This window comes from Dickeya aquatica (genome assembly GCF_900095885.1).
GTDB classification, from domain to species: Bacteria; Pseudomonadota; Gammaproteobacteria; order Enterobacterales; family Enterobacteriaceae; genus Dickeya; species Dickeya aquatica.
In genome coordinates this window covers 3,852,845-3,875,426 of the sequence record NZ_LT615367.1, presented here as the reverse complement: position 1 = coordinate 3,875,426, position 22,582 = coordinate 3,852,845, and the positions used below count along the sequence as shown (strand labels likewise).

Below are 22,582 nucleotides of genomic sequence, written 5' to 3'. Positions count from 1 at the left end.
AGCATAAAAAAACCGCGCCTGAGTTCAGGCGCGGGATTGGCGTGTGAGAAACCGGTCAGCTATCTGGCCGGTTTTTTTTGTCGGTTATCCGGGCGGCGATTTAGCTTAGTGCGACCTTGATACCGAGGGTTATCAACACCCCGCCCAGCAGTTTATCAAGCAGTTTTTGCGCTTTGGATAGCCCTTGCCGCACGGCTTCGCTCTGGATCAGTATCACCAGCAGCGGCCACCAGATGAGCGTCAACCCCAGAATGATCCCGGCGTACCACAGCTTTTCGCCCAGGCTGGAATTCAGGTGGAGTACCTGAGTGAACACCGCCAGAAAGAACAGCGTGGCCTTGGGGTTGAGCAGGTTACACAGATACCCTTGCATGAAGGCTTTCCACAGCCCGATTTGCTGGCTACGGATGCCGGAAAGCGCGAGCTGGCTGCCGCCACGGGCGCGAAGTGCCTGAATACCCAGCCAGATAAGGTAGGCCGCACCGACATATTTCAGCAGGCTGAATAACCAAGGTGTGGTGGTGATAACCACCGCCAGCCCGGCGACACAGTAGGCCATATGGGTAGCGACGCCTGCGATGACGCCAAGTACGGTCATCATGGCAGCGATACGCGGATAACGCACCGCGTTTTTGATAACCAGAAAGAAGTCCGGGCCGGGAGAAATCATCCCCAGCGCAGCGATGGTGGCGACAAATAAAGAGGTCTCAAGCATGATGGATTAGGTGTGACAATCAAAGAACCGGCGGAAAAAGGTGGGCATAATACCGCCAGTGAAATTTTTTCGCACTATTCATTTTTCCACGCTATCCATCACCCGTTTTACGTGTTAATAAACTTATAAAAGCCACAGCGATAGTGGTTATATTTGGGCAGACAGTAGGGATGTAACATGGTATGTGAAACGACACAGCAACGGGATATTACCCGCTTGTGTATTCAATGTGCGCTGTTGCTGTTGCAGCATGGCGCGGAAAGTACGCTGGTTGAACAACTGGCATCACGCCTTGGCGTGGCATTGGGGATGGATAGTGTTGAGGGCTCTATCTCGGCGAATTCGATTGTCCTGACCACCATCATGCAGGGGCACTGCCTGACATCGACGCGTAAAAACGTCGATCGCGGCATCAATATGCATGTGGTGACGGAGGTTCAGCGCGTGGTGATTATGGCTGAGCATAAACTGCTGGATGTGGATGGTGTGGCGAAACGCTTTAGTCATATCAAACCGCTACGTTATCCTCGCTGGTTAATGGTGACGATGGTGGCGCTGTCGTGCGGTTGCTTCAGCCGCCTTAATGGTGGTGGCTGGGATGCGTTTCTGGTGACATTAATTGCCAGCGGCATGGCGATGTATGTCCGTCAGGTTCTCACGGCTCGTCATCTCAATCCTTTGATTAATTTCTGTATTACCGCTTTTGTTGCCACCTCTGCATCGGGCCTGCTGATGCGAGTCCCCGGCCTTGAACACAGCTCGCCGGTGGCTATGGCGGCCAGTGTGTTGTTGCTGGTACCCGGTTTTCCGTTGATTAATGCGGTGGCGGATATGTTTAAAGGCCACATCAATACCGGGCTGGCACGCTGGACGATGGCCAGCCTGCTGACACTGGCGACCTGTATTGGTGTGGTCACGGCGATGGCACTATGGGGGCTGCACGGATGGTCATTGAACTGATTGTTGCGTTGATTCAGGATATGCTGCTGGCGGCCATCCCTGCGGTGGGGTTTGCCATGGTGTTCAATGTGCCGATGCGGGCGCTGCCGTATTGTGCATTACTCGGTGGGCTGGGGCATGGCGCGCGCTTTTTATTGATTCACTTTGGCGTGCCGATTGAATGGGCGACGTTTGCGGCCTCTATCATGGTAGGGATTATCGGTATTCGCTGGTCGCGCTGGTTTCTGGCTCATCCCAAGGTGTTTACGGTGGCGGCCGTTATCCCGATGTTTCCCGGTATCTCAGCCTACACGGCGATGATTTCCGTGGTGCAGCTCTCCCATCAGGGGTACAGCGAAGCCTTGATGCAGATGCTGATTACCAATTTTTTGAAAGCCAGCTTTATTGTCGGGGCTTTGTCTATCGGTTTGTCACTACCCGGTATCTGGATTTACCGTAAGCGGCCTGGAGTCTAATCGACAGGCGTTCGGTGTTCTCTTAAATATTGGCCGGGGGCCCGGTTATGATATCGACGCCTCCACGGCCTTTCCGTATAGTGACACCAATTTTGTAGCCTGTAGGGTTTTACCATGGTGATTAGTTTGATTGCCGCACTGGCAATAGATCGTGTGATCGGTATGGAAAATGCCATGCCGTGGCATTTGCCCGCCGATTTAGCGTGGTTTAAGCGCAATACCCTCAATAAGCCTGTTGTCATGGGGCGCAAGACATACCAGTCTATTGGCAGGCCGCTGCCGGGCCGGTTGAATATTGTGGTGAGTCACCATCCCGGTGATGACGATCGCGTCACCTGGGTTGACTCTCTGGATGCAGCGCTGGCAGCCGCAGGCGATGCTGAAGAAGTGATGGTGATTGGCGGAGGCCGGGTGTATCAGCAGATGTTGCCGCGCGCTACCCGGCTCTATCTGACCCATATCGATGCTGACGTTGAAGGCGATACCCATTTCCCTGACTATGAGCCTGATGAGTGGATATCGAGCTTTAGCGAATTCCACGATGCCGATGAACAGAACTCCCACAGCTACTGTTTCGAAATTCTGGAACGCCGCTAGCGTCTTGCTGCACCCTTGTCTGACCCGCCGTTCGGCGGGTTTTTTTATCACGTCAGGTGCGATTTGTGCACCATCCTTGTTACTGGTGCTGCATTTTTGTTGTCTCTTTGTATCTCCATGTAAACGTTTGGTCATATTTATTGCGTAGCATTGGTCGTCATTTGTGTCTCGCCGTGAGGCTTGTGGCCTCATTTGAATGAATCATGCAAAGGACGTAGCCGACTATGACTGACAAGATGCACATTAATCATGACGCCAGCCTGATGGATCCTGCCCGCCGCAAACTGTTGGGCCACGCCGGAGCACTGGGGCTGGCGGGTTTCCTGGGCGGGGGTATCGGTTTTTTCCCCGGCGTGACCAAGGCGGCCAACAGCAATACGCCTTCCAGCCCGTTACTGGGTTTTAAAGGCATCGCCACCTCGACGGAAGACAACATTGTGATTACGCCCGGCTACCGTGCCGAGGTGCTGATCTCCTGGGGAGAGCCGTTACTCGAAGGGGCACCGGCCTTTCATCCCGAGGGCAAGAACAGCGCCGCCGATCAGGAAAAACAGTTTGGCGATAATAACGACGGCATGAGCTTTTTCCCGATTGATGAACGCCACGGCGTGATGGCCATCAATAACGAATATGTCAACGAGCAGTACCTGTTTGCGCATGGCGGCACCAAAGCCGTCAGCCTTGAAGATGTGCGCAAATCTCAGGCCGCTCACGGTGTGTCGATTGTCGCCGTCAAGCGTGTCGCCGATTCAGTACGTTGGGAGATTGAACGCCCGTCGCGCTATAACCGCCGTATTACCGCTAATACGCCGATGCGCTTTAGCGGCCCGGCGGCAGGCCACGCGCTGTTGAAAACCGCCGCCGACCCACAGGGTACGCAGGTGCTGGGGACATTTGGCAACTGTGCCAACGGCAAGACGCCGTGGGGCACGTACCTGACCTGTGAAGAGAATTTTGACACTTACTTCGGTACCCGTCAGGCGGACTATCAAACCACATCAGAACAGAAACGTTATTCATTGAAGGTCAAGGAGCCTGAGCGTAACTGGGTGGATTTTGATGATCGCTTTGATGTCGCTGTGCACCCGAACGAATTTAACCGCCACGGCTGGATTGTGGAAATCGACCCGATGAACCCGGACGCTACGCCGGTAAAACGCACCGCTCTGGGGCGCTTCAAGCATGAAAATGCTGCCGTGACCGTGGCCAAAAACGGGCAACTGGTGGTGTATATGGGGGACGATGAGCGCGGTGAATTTATCTATAAATACGTCTCGACAGGTCGGGTGGATATGAGTAATCCGGCGGCGAATGCCGCACTGCTGGATGACGGCGTGCTGTATGTTGCGCAGTTTGATGCCGATGAAGCCGGTACACCGCTAAAAGGAAAAGGGCGCTGGATTGCGCTGGAGTTTGGCAAGAGTGGCCTGACGCCGGAAAACGGTTTTCACAGCCAGGCTGAGGTGCTGATTTTCGCCCGTAAAGCAGCCTCACAGGTGAAGGCTACGCGCATGGACAGGCCGGAGTGGATCGCGGTTAACCCGCATGATGGCCGCGCTTATTGTACGCTGACAAACAACAGCAAACGGGGCGAGGAGGGGATGCCGGTCAATGCCGCCAACCCGCGCCCGAATAATATTTATGGTCAGATAATCCGCTGGGATGAGGGCGGCGATGCCAGCGCGGCTCTCTTTAACTGGGATATGTACGCCCTGTGCGGCAATCCGGTAGCACACCCGGAGGGCGTGAATCGTGGTACGCCAAATATTACCGCAGAAAACAGCTTTAACAGCCCCGATGGGCTGGGCTTTGATAAGGATGGCCGCCTGTGGATCCTGACAGACGGTAACTACAGCAACAGCGGCGATTTTGTCGGCCAGGGCAATAATCAGATGCTGGTGGGTGACCCGACCAGCGGCGAGATCCGCCGTTTTATGGTCGGCCCGAAATCCTGCGAGCTGACCGGGATCGCCTTTACGCCGGATTACCGCACGCTGTTTGTCAACGTGCAGCACCCCGGTGAGAAAGGGGATTCACACTTTCCCGGCAACAGCGTGCGGCCTCGCTCATCGGTTGTGATGATAACCCGTGACGATGGCGGTGTGATTGGCGCGTGATGGTGTGATGTGACTGTCACCGGCTGTCAGCGCCGGTGACCTTAAAGCGCGATGTCGCCGCTGTTCAGCTGCGTTTGCCGTGATGGCTCGTAGAAATAGCGTTTATCTTCCCAGCGCAGGCAGGTCAGCGCGCCTCCCCAACAACAGCCGGTATCCAGCGCATAGATGCCTTTTGGCGTGCCTTTGCCTTCCAGTGATGCCCAGTGGCCGAAGGCGATGGCGTATTCAGAAGCTACCGGCCCGCCCAGAGAAAACCAGGGTTTGAGTAATGACGGAGCCTGCGAAGGCGCTTCTTTACACAGCATGTCAAGCTGGCCACCGGAGAAGCAATAACGCATGCGGGTGAGCACATTGGTACTAAAGCGCAGCCGCGCCAGACCACTGAGTTCCGGGCTCCAGTGGTTTGGCATATCGCCATACATCGCATCGAGAAACAGCGGGTAGCTGTCGCTGCTGAGGATCGCTTCTACCTCGCGCGCGCACATTTTTGCCGTTTCCAGTGTCCATTGCGGCGTGATACCGGCATGGGACATCACCAGCTTGTGCGCTTCATCGACCTGAAGCAGCGGCTGGCGGCGCAGCCAGTTAATCAGTTCGTCCGCATCCTGTGCGTTGAGCAGCGGATCTAAACGATCTTTCGGTTTATTACGGCTGATCCCCGCGTAAACCGCCAGCAGGTGTAAATCGTGGTTGCCGAGCACCAGACGCACTGCGTCACCCAGTGAACGCACATAGCGCAGCACTTCCAGCGAGTCAGGGCCACGCGCCACCAGGTCACCGGTCAGCCACAGGGTGTCATGACCAGGGTTAAAGCCAATTTGAGCCAATAGCGCCTTGAGTTCGACGGCGCAGCCGTGAACATCGCCAATAAGATAGGTAGCCATAATCGTTTAATGTATGAGTGAGGGAATGGCCAGACGAAATACCGTAATGGGAGCCTGAAATGTTTCACCCTGATGGTCAATCATCTGGTAATACCCTTCCATGGTGCCCATCGGGGTTTCCAGAATCGCGCCGCTGGTGTATTGGAATTCGCCACCGGGCTTGATAACAGGCTGAAGGCCGATAACCCCCTCGCCCTGCACCTCGGTCTGTTTGCCGTTACCGTTGGTAATCAGCCAGTAGCGATTAAGCAGTTTGACGTCATGACGCCCCAGATTACGAATAGTAATGGTATAGGCAAAGACGAAGCGCGCGTCCTCTGGCTGGGATTGCGCTTCGACATAGAAGCTCTGAACCTGTATGCAAACTCGGGGCGCATTCATCATGACGACAACTCCAGCTTATTCCTGCGATGTGGGGTGTGCGGTCAGCCATTCGGCCAGCCGACAATATTGCGTAATGGTCACGTTTTCAGCCCGGATATTCGGGTCTACCTCTAGCGCGCTCAGTTGCCCGGGAGTGAACAGATTCCCCAGACTGTTGCGCAGCGTTTTGCGACGCTGGTTAAAGGCTTCGGTTGTTATCCGGCCCAAAATACGGGTATCCACCACCGGATAAGGTGACGTGGTGTGCGGCACCAGTCTGACCACCGCCGAGTCCACTTTAGGGGCGGGGCGGAAAGCTGTTGGCGGCACTTCCAGCACCGGGATCACCTGACAATAATACTGCGCCATTACGCTCAGGCGGCCATAGGCTTTGCTGTTTGGGCCCGCGACCAGCCGGTTCACCACCTCTTTTTGCAACATGAAGTGCATGTCACGGATGGCGTGAGTATAGCTGAACAGATGAAACATCAGCGGTGTCGAAATATTATACGGAAGATTACCAAATACCCGCAGCGGCTGTCCTGCCTGTTGCGACAGCGCGGAAAAATCGACGGTCATCGCATCCTGCTGGATGATGGTGAGCTTGTCTTTGAGAACCGGATGCACCTCCAGACGGGCCGCCAGATCGCGATCGAGCTCCACCACGGTGAAACGATCCATTCGATTGCCGATCGGTACTGTCAGCGCCCCCAAACCGGGGCCGATTTCTACCACCGCCTGATCCGGCAACGGGTGAATGGCGCTGACAATACTGTCGATCACAAACTGATCGTTGAGGAAATTCTGACCAAAACGCTTACGGGCGAAATGGCCTTGGTGGACGCGATTATTCATTACAGTTAGTCGTCATATCAATAGCGAGATGTAAGGCAGTCCGCAGACTGCCTGAGTCGGCCTGGCCGCTGGCGGCCAGTTCCAGCGCGGTGCCGTGGTCAACGGAGGTACGGATGAACGGTAGCCCCAGGGTGATATTCACAGCCCGGCCAAAGCCCTGATATTTCAGTACCGGCAGGCCTTGATCGTGATACATCGCCAGCACCGCATCGGCATGGTCGAGGTACTTGGGCTGAAACAGGGTATCGGCAGGAAGTGGGCCGATAAGCTGTATTCCGGTTTGGCGCAATTCGTCCAGAGCCGGGATGATGACATCCAGCTCTTCACGCCCCATGTGCCCGCCTTCACCGGCATGCGGATTGAGCCCGCACACGTAGATGGCAGGCTGAGGTATGCCGAATTTTTGCTGCAAGTCGTGATGCAAAATCGTGATCACTTCATGCAGGCTGTCACGGGTAATGGCATCTGCCACCGCTTTTAACGGCAGGTGAGTGGTAGCCAGCGCCACGCGCAGCTCTTCGGTTGCCAGCATCATCACCACACGCGGGCGGTGGCTGCGATCGGCAAAAAATTCGGTATGGCCGGAAAAGGCGATACCGGCATCGTTGATGATCCCTTTGTGCACCGGGCCGGTGACGAGAGCGGCAAATTCACCGCGCAGGCAACCATCACACGCACGGGCCAGTGTTTCTACCACATAGCGGGCGTTGGCTACGTTTAACTGCCCCGCGACAACCGGTGCGTCAAGCGATACCGGCAGCAGCGTCAGCGTACCGGCCTGCTGAGGTTGTGCGGGCTGCTCCGGCTGATACTCACGCCATTGCAGCGGCAGTTGCAATGCCTGAGCGCGCGTTTGCAGCAAATGTGCATCAGCGCACACCACCAGTTCTACCGGCCAGTCTTGCTGGGCCAGTGTGACTATCAGGTCAGGGCCAATCCCGGCCGGTTCGCCGGGTGTCACCACTATTCTGGTGACACTACGCGGTTGCCGCTTTTCGCTCTGCATCAGTTCTGCCCACTGATGATTTTCACGTAGGCTGCGGCGCGTTTTTCCTGCATCCAGGTCTGGGCTTCTTCGGCAAATTTACGGTTAAACAGCATGCGATAGGCGCGCTCTTTTTGCGTCGCATCGGTTTTGTCTACCTGACGGGAATCCAGCAGTTGGATCAGGTGCCAGCCAAAAGAAGAGTGCACCGGCGCACTGAGTTCGCCTTTTTGCAGTTGGGTCAACGCATCGCGAAATGCCGGATCGTACATATCCGGTGACGCCCAACCCAGATCGCCGCCCTGATTGGCGGTACCAGGGTCTTGCGACAGCTGTTTGGCTGCCGCGGCAAAGCTCAGTTTACCGCTGCGAATCTGGCTGGCGATATCTTCAAGCCTGGCGCGGGCCTGCGCGTCGTTCATCACCACCGAGGTACGCAGCAGGATGTGACGGGCGTGCATTTCTGTCACCGAAACCGCCTGATCGCCGCCACGGGTGTCGTTAATACGCAAAATATGGAAACCGACGCCTGAGCGGATGGGCCCGATTATCTGGCCTTTACGCGGGCTGGAGAGACGTTCAGCAAACAGCGACGGTAACTCCTGCGGGCGGCCCCATCCCATCTGGCCGCCTTTCAGTGCCTGAGGGTCGGCCGAATAGGTGATGGCCAGTTTGCCGAAATCTGCGCCCTGAGAGGCCTCTTTTACCAGTCGGTTAGCCAGTGACTCGGCTTTATCGACCTGATCCTGGGTCGGGTTTTCTGCAAGCGGGATCAATATCTGGCTCAGGTTGACTTCGGGGCCGTTCGCCCCCTGGCTTGCGAGCTGCTGGGCCAGCGAATCCACTTCCTGCGGCAAAACGCTGACACGGCGGCGCACTTCACTGTTACGCACTTCGGCGATGGTCATGTCTTTGCGGATCTGGCTGCGATAAGTGTCAAAATTGACGCCTTCAGCGGCCAGACGGCTGCGCAGTTGATCCAGACTCATGCGGTTTTGCGCCGCGATATTGGTGATGGAACGATCCAGTTGATCGTCTGAAATCTGCACACCCATCTTCTGCGCCATCTGCATGATGATGTTATCCATGATCAGGCGTTCCAGGATCTGGTGGCGCAGCGTGCTGTCATCCGGCAATTGCTGACCGGCTTCCTGTGAATTCATTTTCACGGATTGCAGCAGGCTATTGATATCGCTTTCCAGAACCACACTGTTATCGACCACGGCGGCGATTTTATCCATCTCCTGCGGTGCCGCAAACGCCATGTTGGCACTCAGTGCCAGTCCCAGAACAAGCGCTCTCCAGTTCTTCATACCTTTCCCGTTAATGTCATCCGCCAGAGCGGGTTAAATGTTGAGAACCTATCCCATCAAGGCTGCGTGAGCGGCCATGTTGAACCCAGACTACCCCAAAAGCGCGCTGCGGTTTTTGGCAGGCAGGCCGTGTTAACACTGGTCGCGAAACACGGCCTGCTGCGCCAGGTTCTTAATCGTTACCGGTTATTTAGACGTCTCTCGTTGTCAGAGTTCCCGGCATTACATCGTCATAACATACCTTAGAACGCGCGCTGGTAAGGCAGGATGCTATTGCCCAGCATTTTTTCTGTGCCCAGGCCGTAATTGCTGCTCAAGCCGCGTAACTCAAAGCTGAAGCCTATTTTATTGTCATACACGCTTTGGTTGAGGTTGCTGTTCCACTTGGTAATTTTGCGCTCGTAGCCAACGTTGACCGCCCAGCAGCAGGTGTTGTATTGCAGGCCCAGTAACTGATCGGCCGGTTGATTCGCTTTGGTGTCATAGTAGTAAGCACCAATAATTGCCCAGCGCTCTGATAACGGCCAACTGGCGGTGGCACCAACCTGAGAAATCCCTTGCTGATAACCGGGGTTTCTTATGTTGGGCAGCATGGCCTGAATGTATTCAGCACTGGCAAAACGGTAGTTCAACTGGAACATGCGCTCGCCACCACCACGGTACTCCAGCACCGCATCCCCCAGCGTGAAATTATTGATGCGCTTGTCATACTGCGCCCCGCCGCGCACGCCCCAGTTATCGGCAAACTTCCAGTAGGCATCGCCAGCCCAGGCGAGGCTGCCGCTGTCATTATTCTGGTCAATGCTGGCGGCCGTGCCGGTACGCGGGCGGTCAAAGTAATAAATCTGACCGAGGGAGGCATTAAAGCGCTCCTCAAGCGCACCGTCGTATAAACGGGTGGTCACACCGCTGGAGACCTGATTGGCTGAGGCGATGCGATCCAGACCGCTGAAGGTTTTATCACGGAACAGACCGGCGTAGTTAGCCTGTAACAACGTGGAGTCGTAGGTGCGAATGGATGACTGATTCCGGTACGGCACATACAGGTACTGCACGCGAGGCTCCAGGGTTTGGGTGTAGCCTGTTGCCCAGTCCATGTCGCGCTCAAACACCATTTTTCCATCGGTTTTGAATTGTGGCATCACACGATTGGCACTCTCTTTTAGAGCCTGAGCCTCGGTATTGTTAATGCCACTGGCGAGGTATTTATCCAGGTTTTCCTGCTGATAGTGGGTGGCCATCAGTTTGGTTTCGGTATTCAGGCTGGCCCACTGGTTGGCAATCGGCAGTGATAACGTTGGCTCGATGTGAAACCGTGTCGCATCCGGGTAGACCGGGTTTACGTTGGTAAATTTCACCGCCTGGCCATAGAGATGGAAGTCAAACGGGCCGACGTCGTTTTGATAGTAGTTGACATCGAGCTGCGGTATCGCGCGATAGACATCCCGGTTAGCCAGGCTGCTGAAAATCTGGTACTGACGGGTTGATAATGTGGCGTCCCAGTTCAGGTTGGCATAGCCCAGGCTGAACTTTTGGGTGGCATAACCATCGGTGGTGTTGCCGTAAACGGAGTCCAAATCGGTGAAATAGCTCGAGTCACTGACTTTGGTGTAATCCGCGCTGAAACGCCAGACCTGATCGACCACGCCGAAATGCTGCCAGTGGAACAGCCAGCGGGTATAGCTTTCATCAGGCGCATAACCGGACTTGCCCGACATCACATCGTTTTTGTACTGCTTGTCGTTCTCCAGCCAGTCAAACTCAATCAGGCTAAAACCAAAACGAGACAAGTGACGGAATTCGTTTTGCCACTGCATACCACGGTTGGTCTGCACATGTGGGGTAATGGTGGCATCGTAGTTCGGGGCGATGTTCCAGTAATACGGGGTAATCAGCTCAAAACCATTGCTGCTGCCGTACTTGGCATTCGGAATAAGAAAACCGGAGCGGCGTCTGTCACCCAGCGGTAACTGCATATAAGGGCTATAGAACACCGGGACACCTGCGATGCGAAAACGGGCGTTCCAGATTTCAGCCACTTCTTCTTGTCTGTCCTGAATCACTTCCGAACCGACTACACTCCAGCTATCATCTCCTGGCAGACAAGAGGTGAACGAACCGTGATCCAAAATAGTGTAACGGTTGTTCTCACGCATCTTCATCTTGTCGGCATCGCCGCGCCCCTGACGGCCAACCATTTGATAGTTGCCGTTTTCCACGTCGGTGTCTTTTGTGTTCAGGTTAGACCAGGCTCTCGGGCCTTTGAGAATGACCTGATTGTCGTCGTAATGCGCATTACCAATCGCGGTCACGGTACGGACCGGATCGGCCTGATTGGCCTGCTGCTTTTGGTTAAGCAGAACCTGATCGGCAGTGAGTACGCGGTTGCCTTGCTCAACGTAAACATTACCCGTGAAAACCGCATCGTTCGGGTAGTTGGCCTGTGACTGGTCAGCGGTGATATGAACCGGCAACTGGCTGGTATCACCCGCGATGAACGGGCGATTGTACACAGGCACGCCCAGCATACACTGAGAGGCGAGATCGGCCAGCGCGTGCTGGCTGTACAGCGCCGACCCAATAACTGAGGCCAGCAAGGTTGGAAGACTTTTTTTCATACGCGGTATCAGGTGTTCCGTCATCAAGGGCATCATGCCGGCAAACGGTCAGAGACTCGATATAACTACTGGCACGGTGCCAGTGCAAAATCCCCGCCATTTTCTATGCGTTGCCGTTAGGAGCAAAGATAAATGACGGGTATGATAAAGCAATTTTTAGCCGACGGCATGGGGATTTGAGGAGTATATGCGGTATTGGGGAAAGTTGCTGGGGCTGGCGCTCGGGATTGTATCCAGCGCGGGTATCAGCGGGTTGATTATCGGGCTGTTGCTGGGTCATTTGGTTGACAGAGCCCGTGCATCCCGTCAGCGCGACTTTTTTTCCGCCCAGGCGACCCGTCAGGCGTTGTTTTGCCTGACTACGTTTCAGGCCATGGGGCACCTGGCCAAATCCAAAGGGCGGGTTACCGAGCTGGATATCCGCGTCGCCACCAACATGATGGATAGACTGGAGCTACACGGTGAAGCACGCAATGCCGCGCAACAGGCGTTTCGTGAAGGTAAAGCCAGCCAGTTTCCGGTGCGCAACAAGCTGCGCAAGCTGCGTGATGCCTGTATCGGGCGCTTTGACCTGATTCGTATGTTTCTTGAAATTCAATTGCAGGTTGCGTTTGTCGATGGCGCGCTGCATCCCAATGAACGTCGTCTGCTGTACGTGTTTGCTGATGAACTGGGCGTCACCCGTGAACAGTTTGAACTGTTCATGCGCAATATCGAGCGCAACAACGCGTCTTCTCGCCAGGGGAATTATCAGTCGCGGCAAAACAGTTATCAGTCAAGGCAAAACAGCCAATCCAGGCAAAACAGCCAGTCGAGACAACAAGGGCAGTCGCAGCAAGGGAATTCCCAGTCACAGAACAACAGCTATCACTCTTCTTCCCGGCAGGGCAATAAATCCTACCAGCGTTCTTACGGCGGGCAGTCTTACGGGCAGCGCCCGCCGATATCATCGCGTGGGCCAACGCTTGAAAGCGCCTGCCGCACGCTGGGGGTTCATACCAGTGATGATGCCGCGACAGTGAAGCGCGCTTACCGCAAGCTAATGAGTGAGCATCATCCCGATAAAATGATGGGCAAAGGGCTATCGCCCAGAATGATTGAAATGGCCAAGCGCAAAGCCCAGGACATTCAGGCCGCTTACGAATTTCTCAAAACCCACAAATTTTCCCGCTGACGCCCTGCGCGTTTCTCCGCTGTCATCCTGTTGTTAACGAGACACGTCATCGTGCCGGACGCGCTTTAAAAATCGGCTTCGCAGCGAAAATGTATTGGTGTGGCGAACGCCGGATGGGTGATGGCCAGCTCTTGTGCGTGCAGTAACAGCCGTGGAGCCATCGCCAGCGCCTCGGGTGAGGCATAAAACCCGTCGCCTAAAATCGGGTGGCCGAGCGCCAGCATATGTACCCGCAACTGGTGCGATCGCCCGGTAATCGGCATCAGTTTGACGCGCGTCGAGCCATCATTATCGCGTGACAACACCTGATAGGCGGTCTGAGCGGGTTTACCTTGTTCGAAGCAGACTTTCTGTTTGGGCCGGTTCGGCCAGTCACAAATCAACGGTAAATCTATCAGCCCTTCATCCTGCTCAAGATGGCCAAACACGCGTGCGACATAGGATTTCTTCGGCTCTCGTTCTCGAAATTGCCGTTTAAGCTCGCGCTCGGCGGCCTTCGTCAGCGCCACGGCTATCACACCGCTGGTCGCCATATCGAGCCGATGCACCGACTCGGCGGTGGGGAAATCAGCCTGAATGCGGCTCATGATGCTGTCTTTGTGTTCTTCAGCACGGCCGGGCACCGAGAGCAAGCCGCTGGGTTTATTCACCACCATGATGTGCGGGTCTTGATACAGGATATGTAACCAGGGGTCGCGCGGCGGATTATAGGGTTGCATGAATACTCCGACAGCGCGGCAAGGGGTCTTGCCGCGCTAAATGATAGACAACCGGCGGCGCTTACTGATGCGCCACCATCACCAGACGGATGGCATCAAGACGCCAGTTGGCCTGTTGCAGGTTTTGCAGCACCTGTTCACGCTGTTCTTCCAGCGCTTCCAGCTCGTCATCACGAATATTCGGGTTAACGGCTTTCAGCGCTTGCAGGCGTTCAAGTTCGCGGCGTAATTCGGCATCGGCACGGTTTTTCGCTTCGGTTATCAGCACCTGTGCCTGTGCATCAACCAGCGGTTGGGCCTTTTGCAGCATGGCATGGACATCATCCTGTACCGCATTGACCAGCTTGCTGGAGGTATGACGGTTCACCGCGCTCAACTGACGATTGAAACTTTCAAACTCCACCTGTGTGGCCAGGTTGGTGCCTTTGCGATCGAGCAGTACGCGAATCGGCGTCGGCGGCAGGAAGCGGGTCAGTTGCAGTTTTTTCGGTGCCTGCGCTTCAACCACATACACCAGCTCCGCCAGCAGGGTGCCAACCGGCAAGGCTTTATTTTTCAGCAGTGAGACGGCGCAACTGCCGGTGTCACCTGAAAGCACCAGATCCAGCCCGTTACGGATAAGCGGGTGCTCCCAGCTGACGAACTGCGCATCTTCGCGCGACAGCGACTGTTCCCGGTCAAAGGTGATGGTGCAGCCATCCTGCGCCAGGCCGGGGAAATCCGGCACCAGCATATGCTCAGAGGGCGTCAGCACGATCAGGTTGTCGCTGCGGTCATCCTGATGGATACCGATGATATCAAACAGGTTGAGGGCAAAATTGACCAGACCGACATCATCATCCTGCTCGGCGATTGCCGCAGCCAGCGCCTGTGCCTGCTCACCGCCATTGGAGTGCAGTTCCAGCAGGCGGTCACGCCCCTGTTCCAGTTGTGCCTTGAGCTGGTCATGTTGCTGGCGACAGGTGTGGATGAGCTCATCAAGCCCGTCGGTTTCGGTGGGTTTCGCCAGCAGCGTAATCAACTGTTCATGGTGCTTATCATAAATGGTGCGACCGGTCGGGCAGGTGTGCTCGAAGGCATCGAGCCCTTCGTGATACCAGCGTACCAGCAATGCCTGCGCGGTATTTTCCAGATACGGCACCATAATCTGGATGTCACGGCTCTGGCCGATACGATCCAGACGACCGATGCGCTGCTCCAGCAGATCCGGGTTAAACGGCAGATCAAACATGATCAGATGGCTGGCGAACTGGAAGTTGCGGCCCTCGGAGCCTATCTCGGAGCAGATAAGCACCTGTGCGCCGTCTTCGGCGGAGGCGAAATACGCTGCCGCCCGGTCACGCTCAAGAATCGACAGCCCTTCGTGGAACACGGCTGCGCGAATCGCCTCGCGGGTGCGCAGCACTTGTTCGAGTTGCAGCGCGGTGGCGGCTTTGGCGCAGATAACCAGCACTTTTTCATCGCGGTGGCTGGTGAGGAAATCCAGCATCCATTCAACGCGCGGGTCAAAGCTCCACCATGTCGCGTTATCATCTTCAAATTGCTGATAAATCTGCTCCGGGTAGAGCATATCACGGGCACAGTCTTCCGCTGATTTACGCGCATTCATGATACCGGCGACGCGCATCGCGGTTTGATATTGCGTCGGCAGCGGCAGTTTTATCTGGTGCAGTTCGCGTTTCGGGAAGCCTTTTACCCCCTGACGGGTATTGCGGAACAGCACCCGGCTGGTGCCGTGGCGATCCATCAGCATCGCTATCAGCTCCTGACGGGCGCTGATAGCATCCTCACGCTCGCTGGCGATGGATTTCAGCAGCGGCTCGATATCCTGCTCGCCCAGCATGTCGCTTAACATGTTGCGCTGCGCATCACTGATAGGCTCGCCGCCCAGCAGCAAGCTGACGGCATCCGCCACCGGGCGGTAGTGCTGTTGTTCGGCGACAAATTCCTGATAATCATGGAAGCGATCCGGGTCAAGCAGGCGCAGGCGGGCAAAGTGGCTTTCCTGGCCTAACTGCTCTGGCGTTGCGGTCAACAGCAAGACGGCGGGCGTGACCTCGGCGAGCTTCTCAATGGCGCGGTACGCCGCACTCGGTGCCGCTTCACTCCAGGCCAGATGGTGCGCTTCATCGACCACCAGCAAGTCCCATTCGGCATCCTGTAACTGTTCAAAGCGTGAGGGGTTGCGGCGCACAAAATCGAGCGAGCAGATAATTAACTGCTCGGTTTCAAACGGGTTATCGCTGTCCAGACGCGCTTCGGCGTAGCGCTCGTCATCAAACAGGGAAAACAGCAAATTAAACCGGCGCAGCATTTCCACCAGCCACTGATGCTGCAAGGTTTCCGGCACCACTATCAGCACGCGCTCGGCACGCCCGGCCAGCAGTTGCTGGTGGATAATCATGCCCGCTTCAATGGTTTTCCCCAGCCCCACCTCATCAGCCAGCAGTACGCGAGGCGCGTGGCGCTGGCCCACTTCGCGGGCAATGTACAACTGATGGGGGATAAGGCTGGCGCGCATACCGCGCAGGCCGCCCCACGGCTGCAATGCCTGGGCGTGCTGGTGCAAACGGGCGCGATAGCGCAGCGCAAAGCGATCCATCCGGTCTATCTGCCCGGCAAACAGCCGGTCTTGCGGCTTATTAAAGGTGAGTTTGCTGTCTAAAAAGACTTCGCGCAGCTCGGCGGCTTCTTGCGTATCCAGCCGCTGGCCGATATAGGTACGCAGGCCATTCTCGTCACGAATATCGTCAACCTGTAACTGCCAGCCCTCATGGCTGGTGACGGTATCGCCGGGATTGAACATCACGCGGGTGATGGGGGCGTCATTTCTGGCATAGAGGCGGTTTTCGCCGCTGGCGGGAAACAGCAACGTCACCATACGGGCATCCATCGCCACTACCGTACCCAATCCCAAATCGCTTTCTGTGTCGCTTATCCAGCGTTGACCAAGTGTAAAAGGCATAAATTCTAAACTCGATACTCGTCGTTGTCGGAGAATGTGTTGACCGGGGTCGCGCCCCTCATCTGGCAATACCTGCCCTGCCTTGCGCAACTCGCCGGGGCGATGCTGGGCATAGCGGGTAGTACGGGGATGGGGAGCGCCTGATATTTTGAAAGGGCGCTATGGTACTGGATGGTGGCCTGTTCGTCACCTGTCAGGCAGCAGCATCACATTAAAATAGCCCCATTTGTCCGGTAATCAGTGTAGCAAAATCGTCGTGCAGGAAGGGTAAAATTGCATCAGCCACCGGCTGAAGCTGCTTTTCCACGTAATGGCTGTAATCGAGCGTGGAACGGCGGTTCTCCAGCGGTTCCGGGCCGTTGACGGTGATGACATAACTTATCCAGCCGCCGTTCTGATATTGCAACGGCCTGTCGTGTAGGCGGTTGTAGTCGTCGGCCATGCGTGCCGCGCGCACCTGCGGCGGCACATTGCGCTGATAGTCGCTGAGCTTGTGACGCAGGCGTTTGCGGTAGACCAGCCATGCATCATGTTCGCCACTGAGCGTGCGCTGCACGAACGCTCGCACCCAGTCCTGATAAGGTTCTCGGTGGAAAATGCGCAGGTAGAGTTGCTGCTGGAACTGTTGCGCCAGCGGTGTCCAGTCGGAGCGCACCGTCTCCAGCCCTTTAAACACCATCTGCTCGCCTTGCGCACTGTGTATCAACCCGGCGTAGCGTTTTTTGCTGCCAAGCTCGGCACCGCGAATGGTCGGCATTAAAAAGCGCCGGAAATGGGTTTCATACTCCAGTTCCAGCGCGCTGGTGAGCCCATGCTGTTGAAATAAGTGCTGTTGCCACCAGTGGTTGACGTGTTCTGCCAGTTCCTGGCCAATCGCATCCGCCGCGGCGTTGCTGTGCGCTTGCTTAAGCCAGACGAATGTCGAATCGGTATCGCCGTAGATGACCTGATAACCCCTGGCTTCAATCAGCGCCCGCGTCTGGCGCATGATGTCGTGGCCGCGCAGGGTAATCGATGAGGCGAGGCGCGGGTCGAAAAAGCGGCAACCGCTGGAGCCGAGCACGCCGTAAAACGCATTCATGATGATTTTCAGCGCCTGCGACAGCGGCTTATCACCGTGCTGTTTGGCCAGGTCGCGTTGCTGCCAGATAGCTTCCACAATCGCCGGCAGGCAGTGGTGCTGGCGGGAAAACCAGGCCCCGAGAAAACCGGCTACCGCGTGCTGTTCATCAGGATGCTGCAACCCGGCTATCAGCCCGACCGGGTCTATCAAAAAGGTGCGGATAATCGCGGGATAGAGGCTTTTGTAATCCAGCACCAGCACCGAGTCGTAGAGACCGGGGCGCGAGTCCATCACATAGCCGCCTGGGCTTGCCTGCGGCGGCACCTCGCCAAGATTGGGGGCAGCGAAACCGGCGCGGTGCATACGCGGCAGGTACAGGTGGGTGAAGGCGGCCACCGAGCCGCCGCTGCGGTCAGCGGCTAACCCGGTAACACTGGCGCGCGCCAGTAAAAACGCCAACAGGTGTGTGTGTTCAATAATGCGAGTCACCAGCTCACAATCTTTCAGGTTATAGTGCGCCAGCGCCGGTTTATTGTGGGCGAAGCGCTGTTCTATCTCATCCAGCCGTTGATAGGGATTCTCGCTGGCTTTGCCTTCGCCGAGCAGCGTTTGCGCGACAAATTCCAGGCTAAAAGACGCAAAATGCCAGGTGGCGGATTTCAGCGCCTCAATGCCATCGACAATCAGGCGGCCCGGTGCGCTGGCGAAAAAGTGCCCTTGCCGGTAGCCGTGCTCCCGCCATTCCAGCACCTGTGCGTGACGCCCAAGGCGCAGCGGGATGTGATAGCGTTGCGCGTGTTGTTGCAGCACCCGTAAATCAAACTGCACCAGATTCCAGCCGAGGATCACGTCCGGGTCATAGGTTGCCAGCCACTGATTGAGTTTTTCCAGCAGTTGCGGGCGGCTGGCGACATAATCCAGTTGCAGCCCCCGGGCGTCCTCGGCTTCGCCATTTGCTGGCCCCAGCATAAAGACCTGACGCTGGCCGCACCCCTCAAGCCCGATGCAGTACAGCTCACCGTGGCGACTGGTTTCAATGTCCAGCGACACGGTTTTAAGCGCCGGTTGATAGCCAGAGGCAGGCTTAAGGCGGGTATTTTCCAGCACGCCGCTGGCAGAAGGCTCACCGCTAAACCACACCGGTGCGGTGATAAAGCGCTCCATCAAAAAGCGCTCTGGCGGGCGGATATCGGCTTCATACACCGCGATATCTGCCTCGCGCAGCTGTTTTTCAATGCGCAGTAACTGCCGGTATTGCTGGCAATACAGCCCCAGCAGGGGCTCTTGGTGAAAACTCTGTAGCGGCACCGGGCGCAATTGCCAGTGGCGCTCATGGCGCAGCAGGCGTGCGATTGATGCCTGATGGCGCAAGGGAACGAACGCCACCGCCTGCTGCATCGGCAAGCGAACCTGGCAAGGGCCGTCGTCCGTCGCCAGCCAGAAATCGACCTGAATACCGGCGGGGGTATCCTGCCAATGGCGGGTTAACACAAAGCCTTGCCGGGGAGAGGTAATGCTCATCACATGTCGTCAGGGTTAGGTTGTCAGAGTAAAAAATCTACGGTGTAGAAAATTATGGATATTTATACAGTATCTGTCCAGTTATGCCTGTGCCTGACAACGCTCTGGCGTGATACATCCCACTGCTATTCATCCCACTGCTATTATCGGCCATCGTTTGCCGCTTTCCTGCTATCATCCCGTTATCTTCGTTCATAAAAAAGCAGAAATGTAGAGATTTATGGAAGCCTGGCTGGAACACTTCATCACACAATCACTGGCCTATTCGCTCACAGCGGTGTTGCTGGTGGCGTTTCTGGAGTCGCTGGCGCTGGTGGGGCTGCTGCTGCCTGGCACGCTGATGATGGCGTCACTGGGGGCGCTTATCGGCAGCGGCACCATGGGGCTTTACCCGGCCTGGGGCATGGGGATTGTCGGTTGCCTGCTGGGGGACTGGATTTCCTATTTTATTGGCTGGCGTTTTAAAGAAAAACTCCATAACTGGTCGTTTCTGCAAAAGCACAGCGCTTACCTGTATCGTACGGAAAAAATGTTGCACCAGCACAGTGTGGCGACCATTTTGATCGGGCGGTTTTTTGGCCCGACGCGACCACTTATTCCAATGGTGGCGGGAATGCTGGAGCTTTCGCCCCGGCGTTTTGCGCTGCCGAATATTATCGGTTGTCTCACCTGGCCACCGGTATACCTGATGCCCGGCATTCTGGCGGGGGTAGCCATTGAGATCCCTGCGCAGGCCGATAGCGGCAGTTTTAAGTGGTTGCTGCTGGTGACGGCTATCCTGCTGTGGTGTGCGGGGTGGTTGCTGTGGCGTTGGTGGCGCGTCTCTCGTGGGGAAGATGCCGTGTCAACCGGCTGGCTGACGGCTTTACGTCTGCGCTGGCTGGCTCCACTGTTATCGGTTATCGCCGCCGTTAGTCTGTGGCAGTTGTGGCAGCATCCGTTGATGCCGGTGTACCGGCATCTGCTGTGGCAAATCCTGAATGGATAATCGGGTCGCAGCCATACCGGGTAAACCGGTATGGCTGCCCGCAGGTTAGCGGTAGAACTCCGCTACCTGATCAAAAATCCGCATCTCTTCGCCGTGGCGCGTCACCTGCAACACGTCTTCCAGCTTTTCGACCTGGCTTATCATCTGTGCCAGCCGTTGATCGTCTTTAACCAGTAGCCAGATGCGGCTTTGCTCGCTGTCTGGCAGCGGCATACACATAATGCCTTCGACGTTAAAGGCGCGGCGGGCAAACAGCCCGCACACATGTGACATCACACCCGGATGGTTGCGAACCGAAAGCTCTAGCGTAACCTGTGCAGCAATAGTCGGGGTCGGCATGATTTACTCTCCAATCATCTCAATGTTGGCGGCACCCGGCGGCACCATCGGGAACACTTTTTCGTTGATATCGATTACGGCGTGAATTAACACCGGGCCAGGGCGGTGCAGCGCATCGTGCAACGCTGCCTGCGGGTCATCGGCGGCATTCAGGTCACAGGTGGCGAAGCCAAAGCCCGCGGCAATGGCCAGAAAATTGGTCTGATAGCGGTAGTCAGAGGCAACATAATTTTGCTGGTAGAACAAATCCTGCTGCTGATGCACCAGCCCAAGTGACTGGTTATTCATCAGCACGATTTTAACATTCAGGTTCTCTTCAACGGCGGTGGCCATCTCCTGAATATTCATCATCAGGCTGCCATCGCCGGAGAAGCACACCACGGTGCGCGCAGGTTCAGCCAGCGCAGCACCAATGGCGGCAGGCACGCCAAAGCCCATGGTGCCAAGGCCGCCGGAGGTCAGCCACTGACGAGCCCGGCGCAGCGGATAAGCCTGCGCCACCCACATCTGATGCTGGCCGACATCGGTGGTGATAATCGCGTTGTCATCAAGGTGCCCGGCCACCGCACGCACCAGCCCGTAATGGCTGAGTGGGTCATCGGCCCTTGGCATACTCAGCGGGAATTCGCGTTGCAGCGCCTGTACCTCATCGCGCCATGCCTGACGTGATTGTGCCTCAATTAACGGCAGCAACTGTGTGAGCGCCTCTGCCACATCGGCATTCAGGGCAACATGCGGCGTGCGGATTTTGCCAAGCTCGGCCGGGTCGATATCAATGTGAATGACGCTGGCATCTGGGCAGAACTGTTCGGCTTTGCCGATAGCGCGGTCATCAAAGCGCGCGCCGAGCACGATAAGCAGGTCGGATTGTTGCAGGATAAGGTTGGTACAGCGGGCGGCGTGCATTCCTAACATGCCAAGCGACAGCGGGTGGTCAACCGGCATGGCACCGAGCGCCATCAGCGTCATGGTGGTGGGCAGACCGGCGCGCTCCGCCAGTTCGATGGCTTGCTGATGCGCTCCGGCGCTGATGATGCCACCGCCCAGATACAGAATCGGCCGTTTGGCCTGATTGATAAGCGCGGCTGCCTTATGGATGGCCGCATCGTCAACTGCCGGAGTGGCTGGCAGCACGGCTGGTTCGGGCAATCGGTCAAGTTCAATGGTCGCGGTTTGTACATCTTTGGGAATGTCCACCCAGACCGGGCCGGGGCGGCCCGTTTGTGCCAGCCGGAAGGCATCGTGGATGACGCGCGGTAGTTCGTTGATGTCGCGTACCAGATAGTTGTGTTTGGTGACCGGAATCGAGATGCCATAGGTGTCAACTTCCTGAAACGCATCTGTACCAATCATGCCGGAAGAAACCTGCGCGGTGATGCACACCAGCGGGATGGAGTCGAGCTTGGCATCGGCGATGGCGGTCAGCAGGTTGGTGGCTCCCGGCCCGCTGGAGGCCATGCAGACGGCGGCGTTACCGCTGACGCGTGCCATCCCCTGGGCGATAAACCCGGCTCCCTGTTCATGGCGGGCCAGCACATGGCGAATGGTCTGGCTTTTGCCCAGTGCATCGTACAATGGTAACGCCGCACCGCCGGGAATGCCGGTCACGGTAGTAATGCCTTGCTGTTCCAGCAGGCGGATGATCAGCTCCGCGCCTGTATAACGCATAATCCTGTCCTTTTTCAGAGCCGGTGTCAGGAGAGCGGGGAGGGTAGAAAGCAGAAACCCCGCTCGGCTTGCGCCGGCGGGGTTTGGAATCTCGGTTTGATTCGGAACCCGTTACGGCGCGCTGCCGACCACGACCACCACGCGCACGACGACGACCGCGTCAAGCAGCGCGGTGTTGTTTAGTAGTGCGAAAGTAGCGGCGGTGTGTTTCACGGAGAACCTTTGTTCGTTTTGGTTAATTAGCGCACCCATATAAGCATGGGTGTGGAAAAGCCGACAAGGC

19 protein-coding genes are annotated in these 22,582 nt (G+C 56.5%); 6 read left to right on the top strand and 13 right to left on the bottom strand.

All coding sequences use genetic code 11. The annotated features are described in order from the left end of the window. Positions 1-100: 100 nt before the first annotated feature. Positions 101-715, bottom strand: coding sequence for a LysE family transporter (locus DAQ1742_RS17560; RefSeq protein WP_035344293.1), 615 nt, complete (start codon positions 713-715; stop codon positions 101-103). Positions 716-892: 177 nt separating this feature from the next. On the opposite strand from DAQ1742_RS17560, the gene DAQ1742_RS17555 reads away from it, so the two are divergent. The 4 genes from DAQ1742_RS17555 to DAQ1742_RS17540 all read left to right on the top strand — a co-directional run bounded on the left by DAQ1742_RS17555 (position 893) and on the right by DAQ1742_RS17540 (position 4,844). Then, positions 893-1,675 (top strand): threonine/serine exporter family protein, encoded by a 783-nt coding sequence (locus tag DAQ1742_RS17555; RefSeq protein ID WP_035344291.1) that lies wholly within the window; start codon positions 893-895, stop codon positions 1,673-1,675. Beyond that, positions 1,660-2,130 carry a threonine/serine exporter gene (locus DAQ1742_RS17550; RefSeq protein WP_035344289.1) on the top strand — a complete coding sequence of 157 codons (471 nt, stop codon included), beginning with the start codon at positions 1,660-1,662 and terminating at the stop codon, positions 2,128-2,130. Before DAQ1742_RS17555 ends, DAQ1742_RS17550 begins: the two co-directional genes overlap by 16 nt. A gap of 117 nt (positions 2,131-2,247) precedes the next feature. Then, positions 2,248-2,727 (top strand): type 3 dihydrofolate reductase, encoded by a 480-nt coding sequence (gene folA / locus DAQ1742_RS17545; RefSeq protein WP_180706345.1) that lies wholly within the window; start codon positions 2,248-2,250, stop codon positions 2,725-2,727. A 224-nt stretch (positions 2,728-2,951) separates the two neighbouring features. Then, the gene (locus DAQ1742_RS17540) at positions 2,952-4,844 is read left to right on the top strand and encodes a PhoX family protein (protein ID WP_035344285.1); all 1,893 of its coding nucleotides are present in this window, start codon (positions 2,952-2,954) and stop codon (positions 4,842-4,844) included. Between the two features lie 41 nt (positions 4,845-4,885). On the opposite strand, the gene apaH is transcribed toward DAQ1742_RS17540, so the two are convergent. The 6 genes from apaH to lptD all read right to left on the bottom strand — a co-directional run bounded on the left by apaH (position 4,886) and on the right by lptD (position 11,898). Beyond that, complete coding sequence (gene apaH / locus DAQ1742_RS17535) at positions 4,886-5,728, bottom strand: bis(5'-nucleosyl)-tetraphosphatase (symmetrical) ApaH (protein WP_035344283.1); 843 nt, start codon at positions 5,726-5,728, stop codon at positions 4,886-4,888. A 6-nt stretch (positions 5,729-5,734) separates the two neighbouring features. After that, a complete protein-coding gene (apaG, locus tag DAQ1742_RS17530; protein WP_035344282.1) occupies positions 5,735-6,112 on the bottom strand; it encodes a Co2+/Mg2+ efflux protein ApaG in 378 nt (125 codons plus the stop codon). 15 nt (positions 6,113-6,127) lie between these two features. Next, entirely contained in the window at positions 6,128-6,946 is an 819-nt protein-coding gene (rsmA, locus tag DAQ1742_RS17525) for a 16S rRNA (adenine(1518)-N(6)/adenine(1519)-N(6))-dimethyltransferase RsmA (RefSeq protein ID WP_035344280.1), read from the bottom strand. Next, positions 6,939-7,952, bottom strand: coding sequence for a 4-hydroxythreonine-4-phosphate dehydrogenase PdxA (pdxA, locus tag DAQ1742_RS17520; RefSeq protein ID WP_035344278.1), 1,014 nt, complete (start codon positions 7,950-7,952; stop codon positions 6,939-6,941). Before pdxA ends, rsmA begins: the two co-directional genes overlap by 8 nt. Beyond that, complete coding sequence (surA, locus tag DAQ1742_RS17515) at positions 7,952-9,244, bottom strand: peptidylprolyl isomerase SurA (RefSeq protein WP_035344276.1); 1,293 nt, start codon at positions 9,242-9,244, stop codon at positions 7,952-7,954. Before surA ends, pdxA begins: the two co-directional genes overlap by 1 nt. 242 nt (positions 9,245-9,486) lie before the next feature. Continuing rightward, a complete protein-coding gene (gene lptD, locus DAQ1742_RS17510; protein ID WP_180706183.1) occupies positions 9,487-11,898 on the bottom strand; it encodes an LPS assembly protein LptD in 2,412 nt (803 codons plus the stop codon). A gap of 151 nt (positions 11,899-12,049) precedes the next feature. Here lptD and djlA point away from each other — a divergent pair, with 151 nt between their 5' ends. Further along, complete coding sequence (djlA, locus tag DAQ1742_RS17505) at positions 12,050-13,036, top strand: co-chaperone DjlA (RefSeq protein ID WP_035344273.1); 987 nt, start codon at positions 12,050-12,052, stop codon at positions 13,034-13,036. 65 nt (positions 13,037-13,101) lie between these two features. Here djlA and rluA read toward each other — a convergent pair whose 3' ends face one another. The 3 genes from rluA to DAQ1742_RS17490 form a co-directional block, all read right to left on the bottom strand. Further along, positions 13,102-13,755 carry a bifunctional tRNA pseudouridine(32) synthase/23S rRNA pseudouridine(746) synthase RluA gene (gene rluA / locus DAQ1742_RS17500; protein ID WP_035344272.1) on the bottom strand — a complete coding sequence of 218 codons (654 nt, stop codon included), beginning with the start codon at positions 13,753-13,755 and terminating at the stop codon, positions 13,102-13,104. 61 nt (positions 13,756-13,816) lie between these two features. Next, positions 13,817-16,720, bottom strand: a complete 2,904-nt coding sequence (gene rapA / locus DAQ1742_RS17495) for an RNA polymerase-associated protein RapA (RefSeq protein WP_035344269.1) — start codon at positions 16,718-16,720, stop codon at positions 13,817-13,819. A 211-nt stretch (positions 16,721-16,931) separates the two neighbouring features. After that, a complete protein-coding gene (locus DAQ1742_RS17490; RefSeq protein ID WP_180706344.1) occupies positions 16,932-19,298 on the bottom strand; it encodes a DNA polymerase II in 2,367 nt (788 codons plus the stop codon). 226 nt (positions 19,299-19,524) lie between these two features. Here DAQ1742_RS17490 and DAQ1742_RS17485 point away from each other — a divergent pair, with 226 nt between their 5' ends. Continuing rightward, complete coding sequence (locus DAQ1742_RS17485; RefSeq protein ID WP_067487298.1) at positions 19,525-20,292, top strand: DedA family protein; 768 nt, start codon at positions 19,525-19,527, stop codon at positions 20,290-20,292. Positions 20,293-20,337: 45 nt separating this feature from the next. On the opposite strand, the gene ilvN is transcribed toward DAQ1742_RS17485, so the two are convergent. From ilvN to DAQ1742_RS17470, 3 genes are all read right to left on the bottom strand, one after another. Further along, a complete protein-coding gene (gene ilvN, locus DAQ1742_RS17480; protein ID WP_035344264.1) occupies positions 20,338-20,631 on the bottom strand; it encodes an acetolactate synthase small subunit in 294 nt (97 codons plus the stop codon). A 3-nt stretch (positions 20,632-20,634) separates the two neighbouring features. Further along, positions 20,635-22,299, bottom strand: coding sequence for an acetolactate synthase large subunit (ilvB, locus tag DAQ1742_RS17475; protein WP_035344262.1), 1,665 nt, complete (start codon positions 22,297-22,299; stop codon positions 20,635-20,637). Between the two features lie 111 nt (positions 22,300-22,410). Next, complete coding sequence (locus tag DAQ1742_RS17470; RefSeq protein ID WP_232046550.1) at positions 22,411-22,512, bottom strand: ilvB operon leader peptide IvbL; 102 nt, start codon at positions 22,510-22,512, stop codon at positions 22,411-22,413. Between the last annotated feature and the right edge of the window lie 70 nt (positions 22,513-22,582).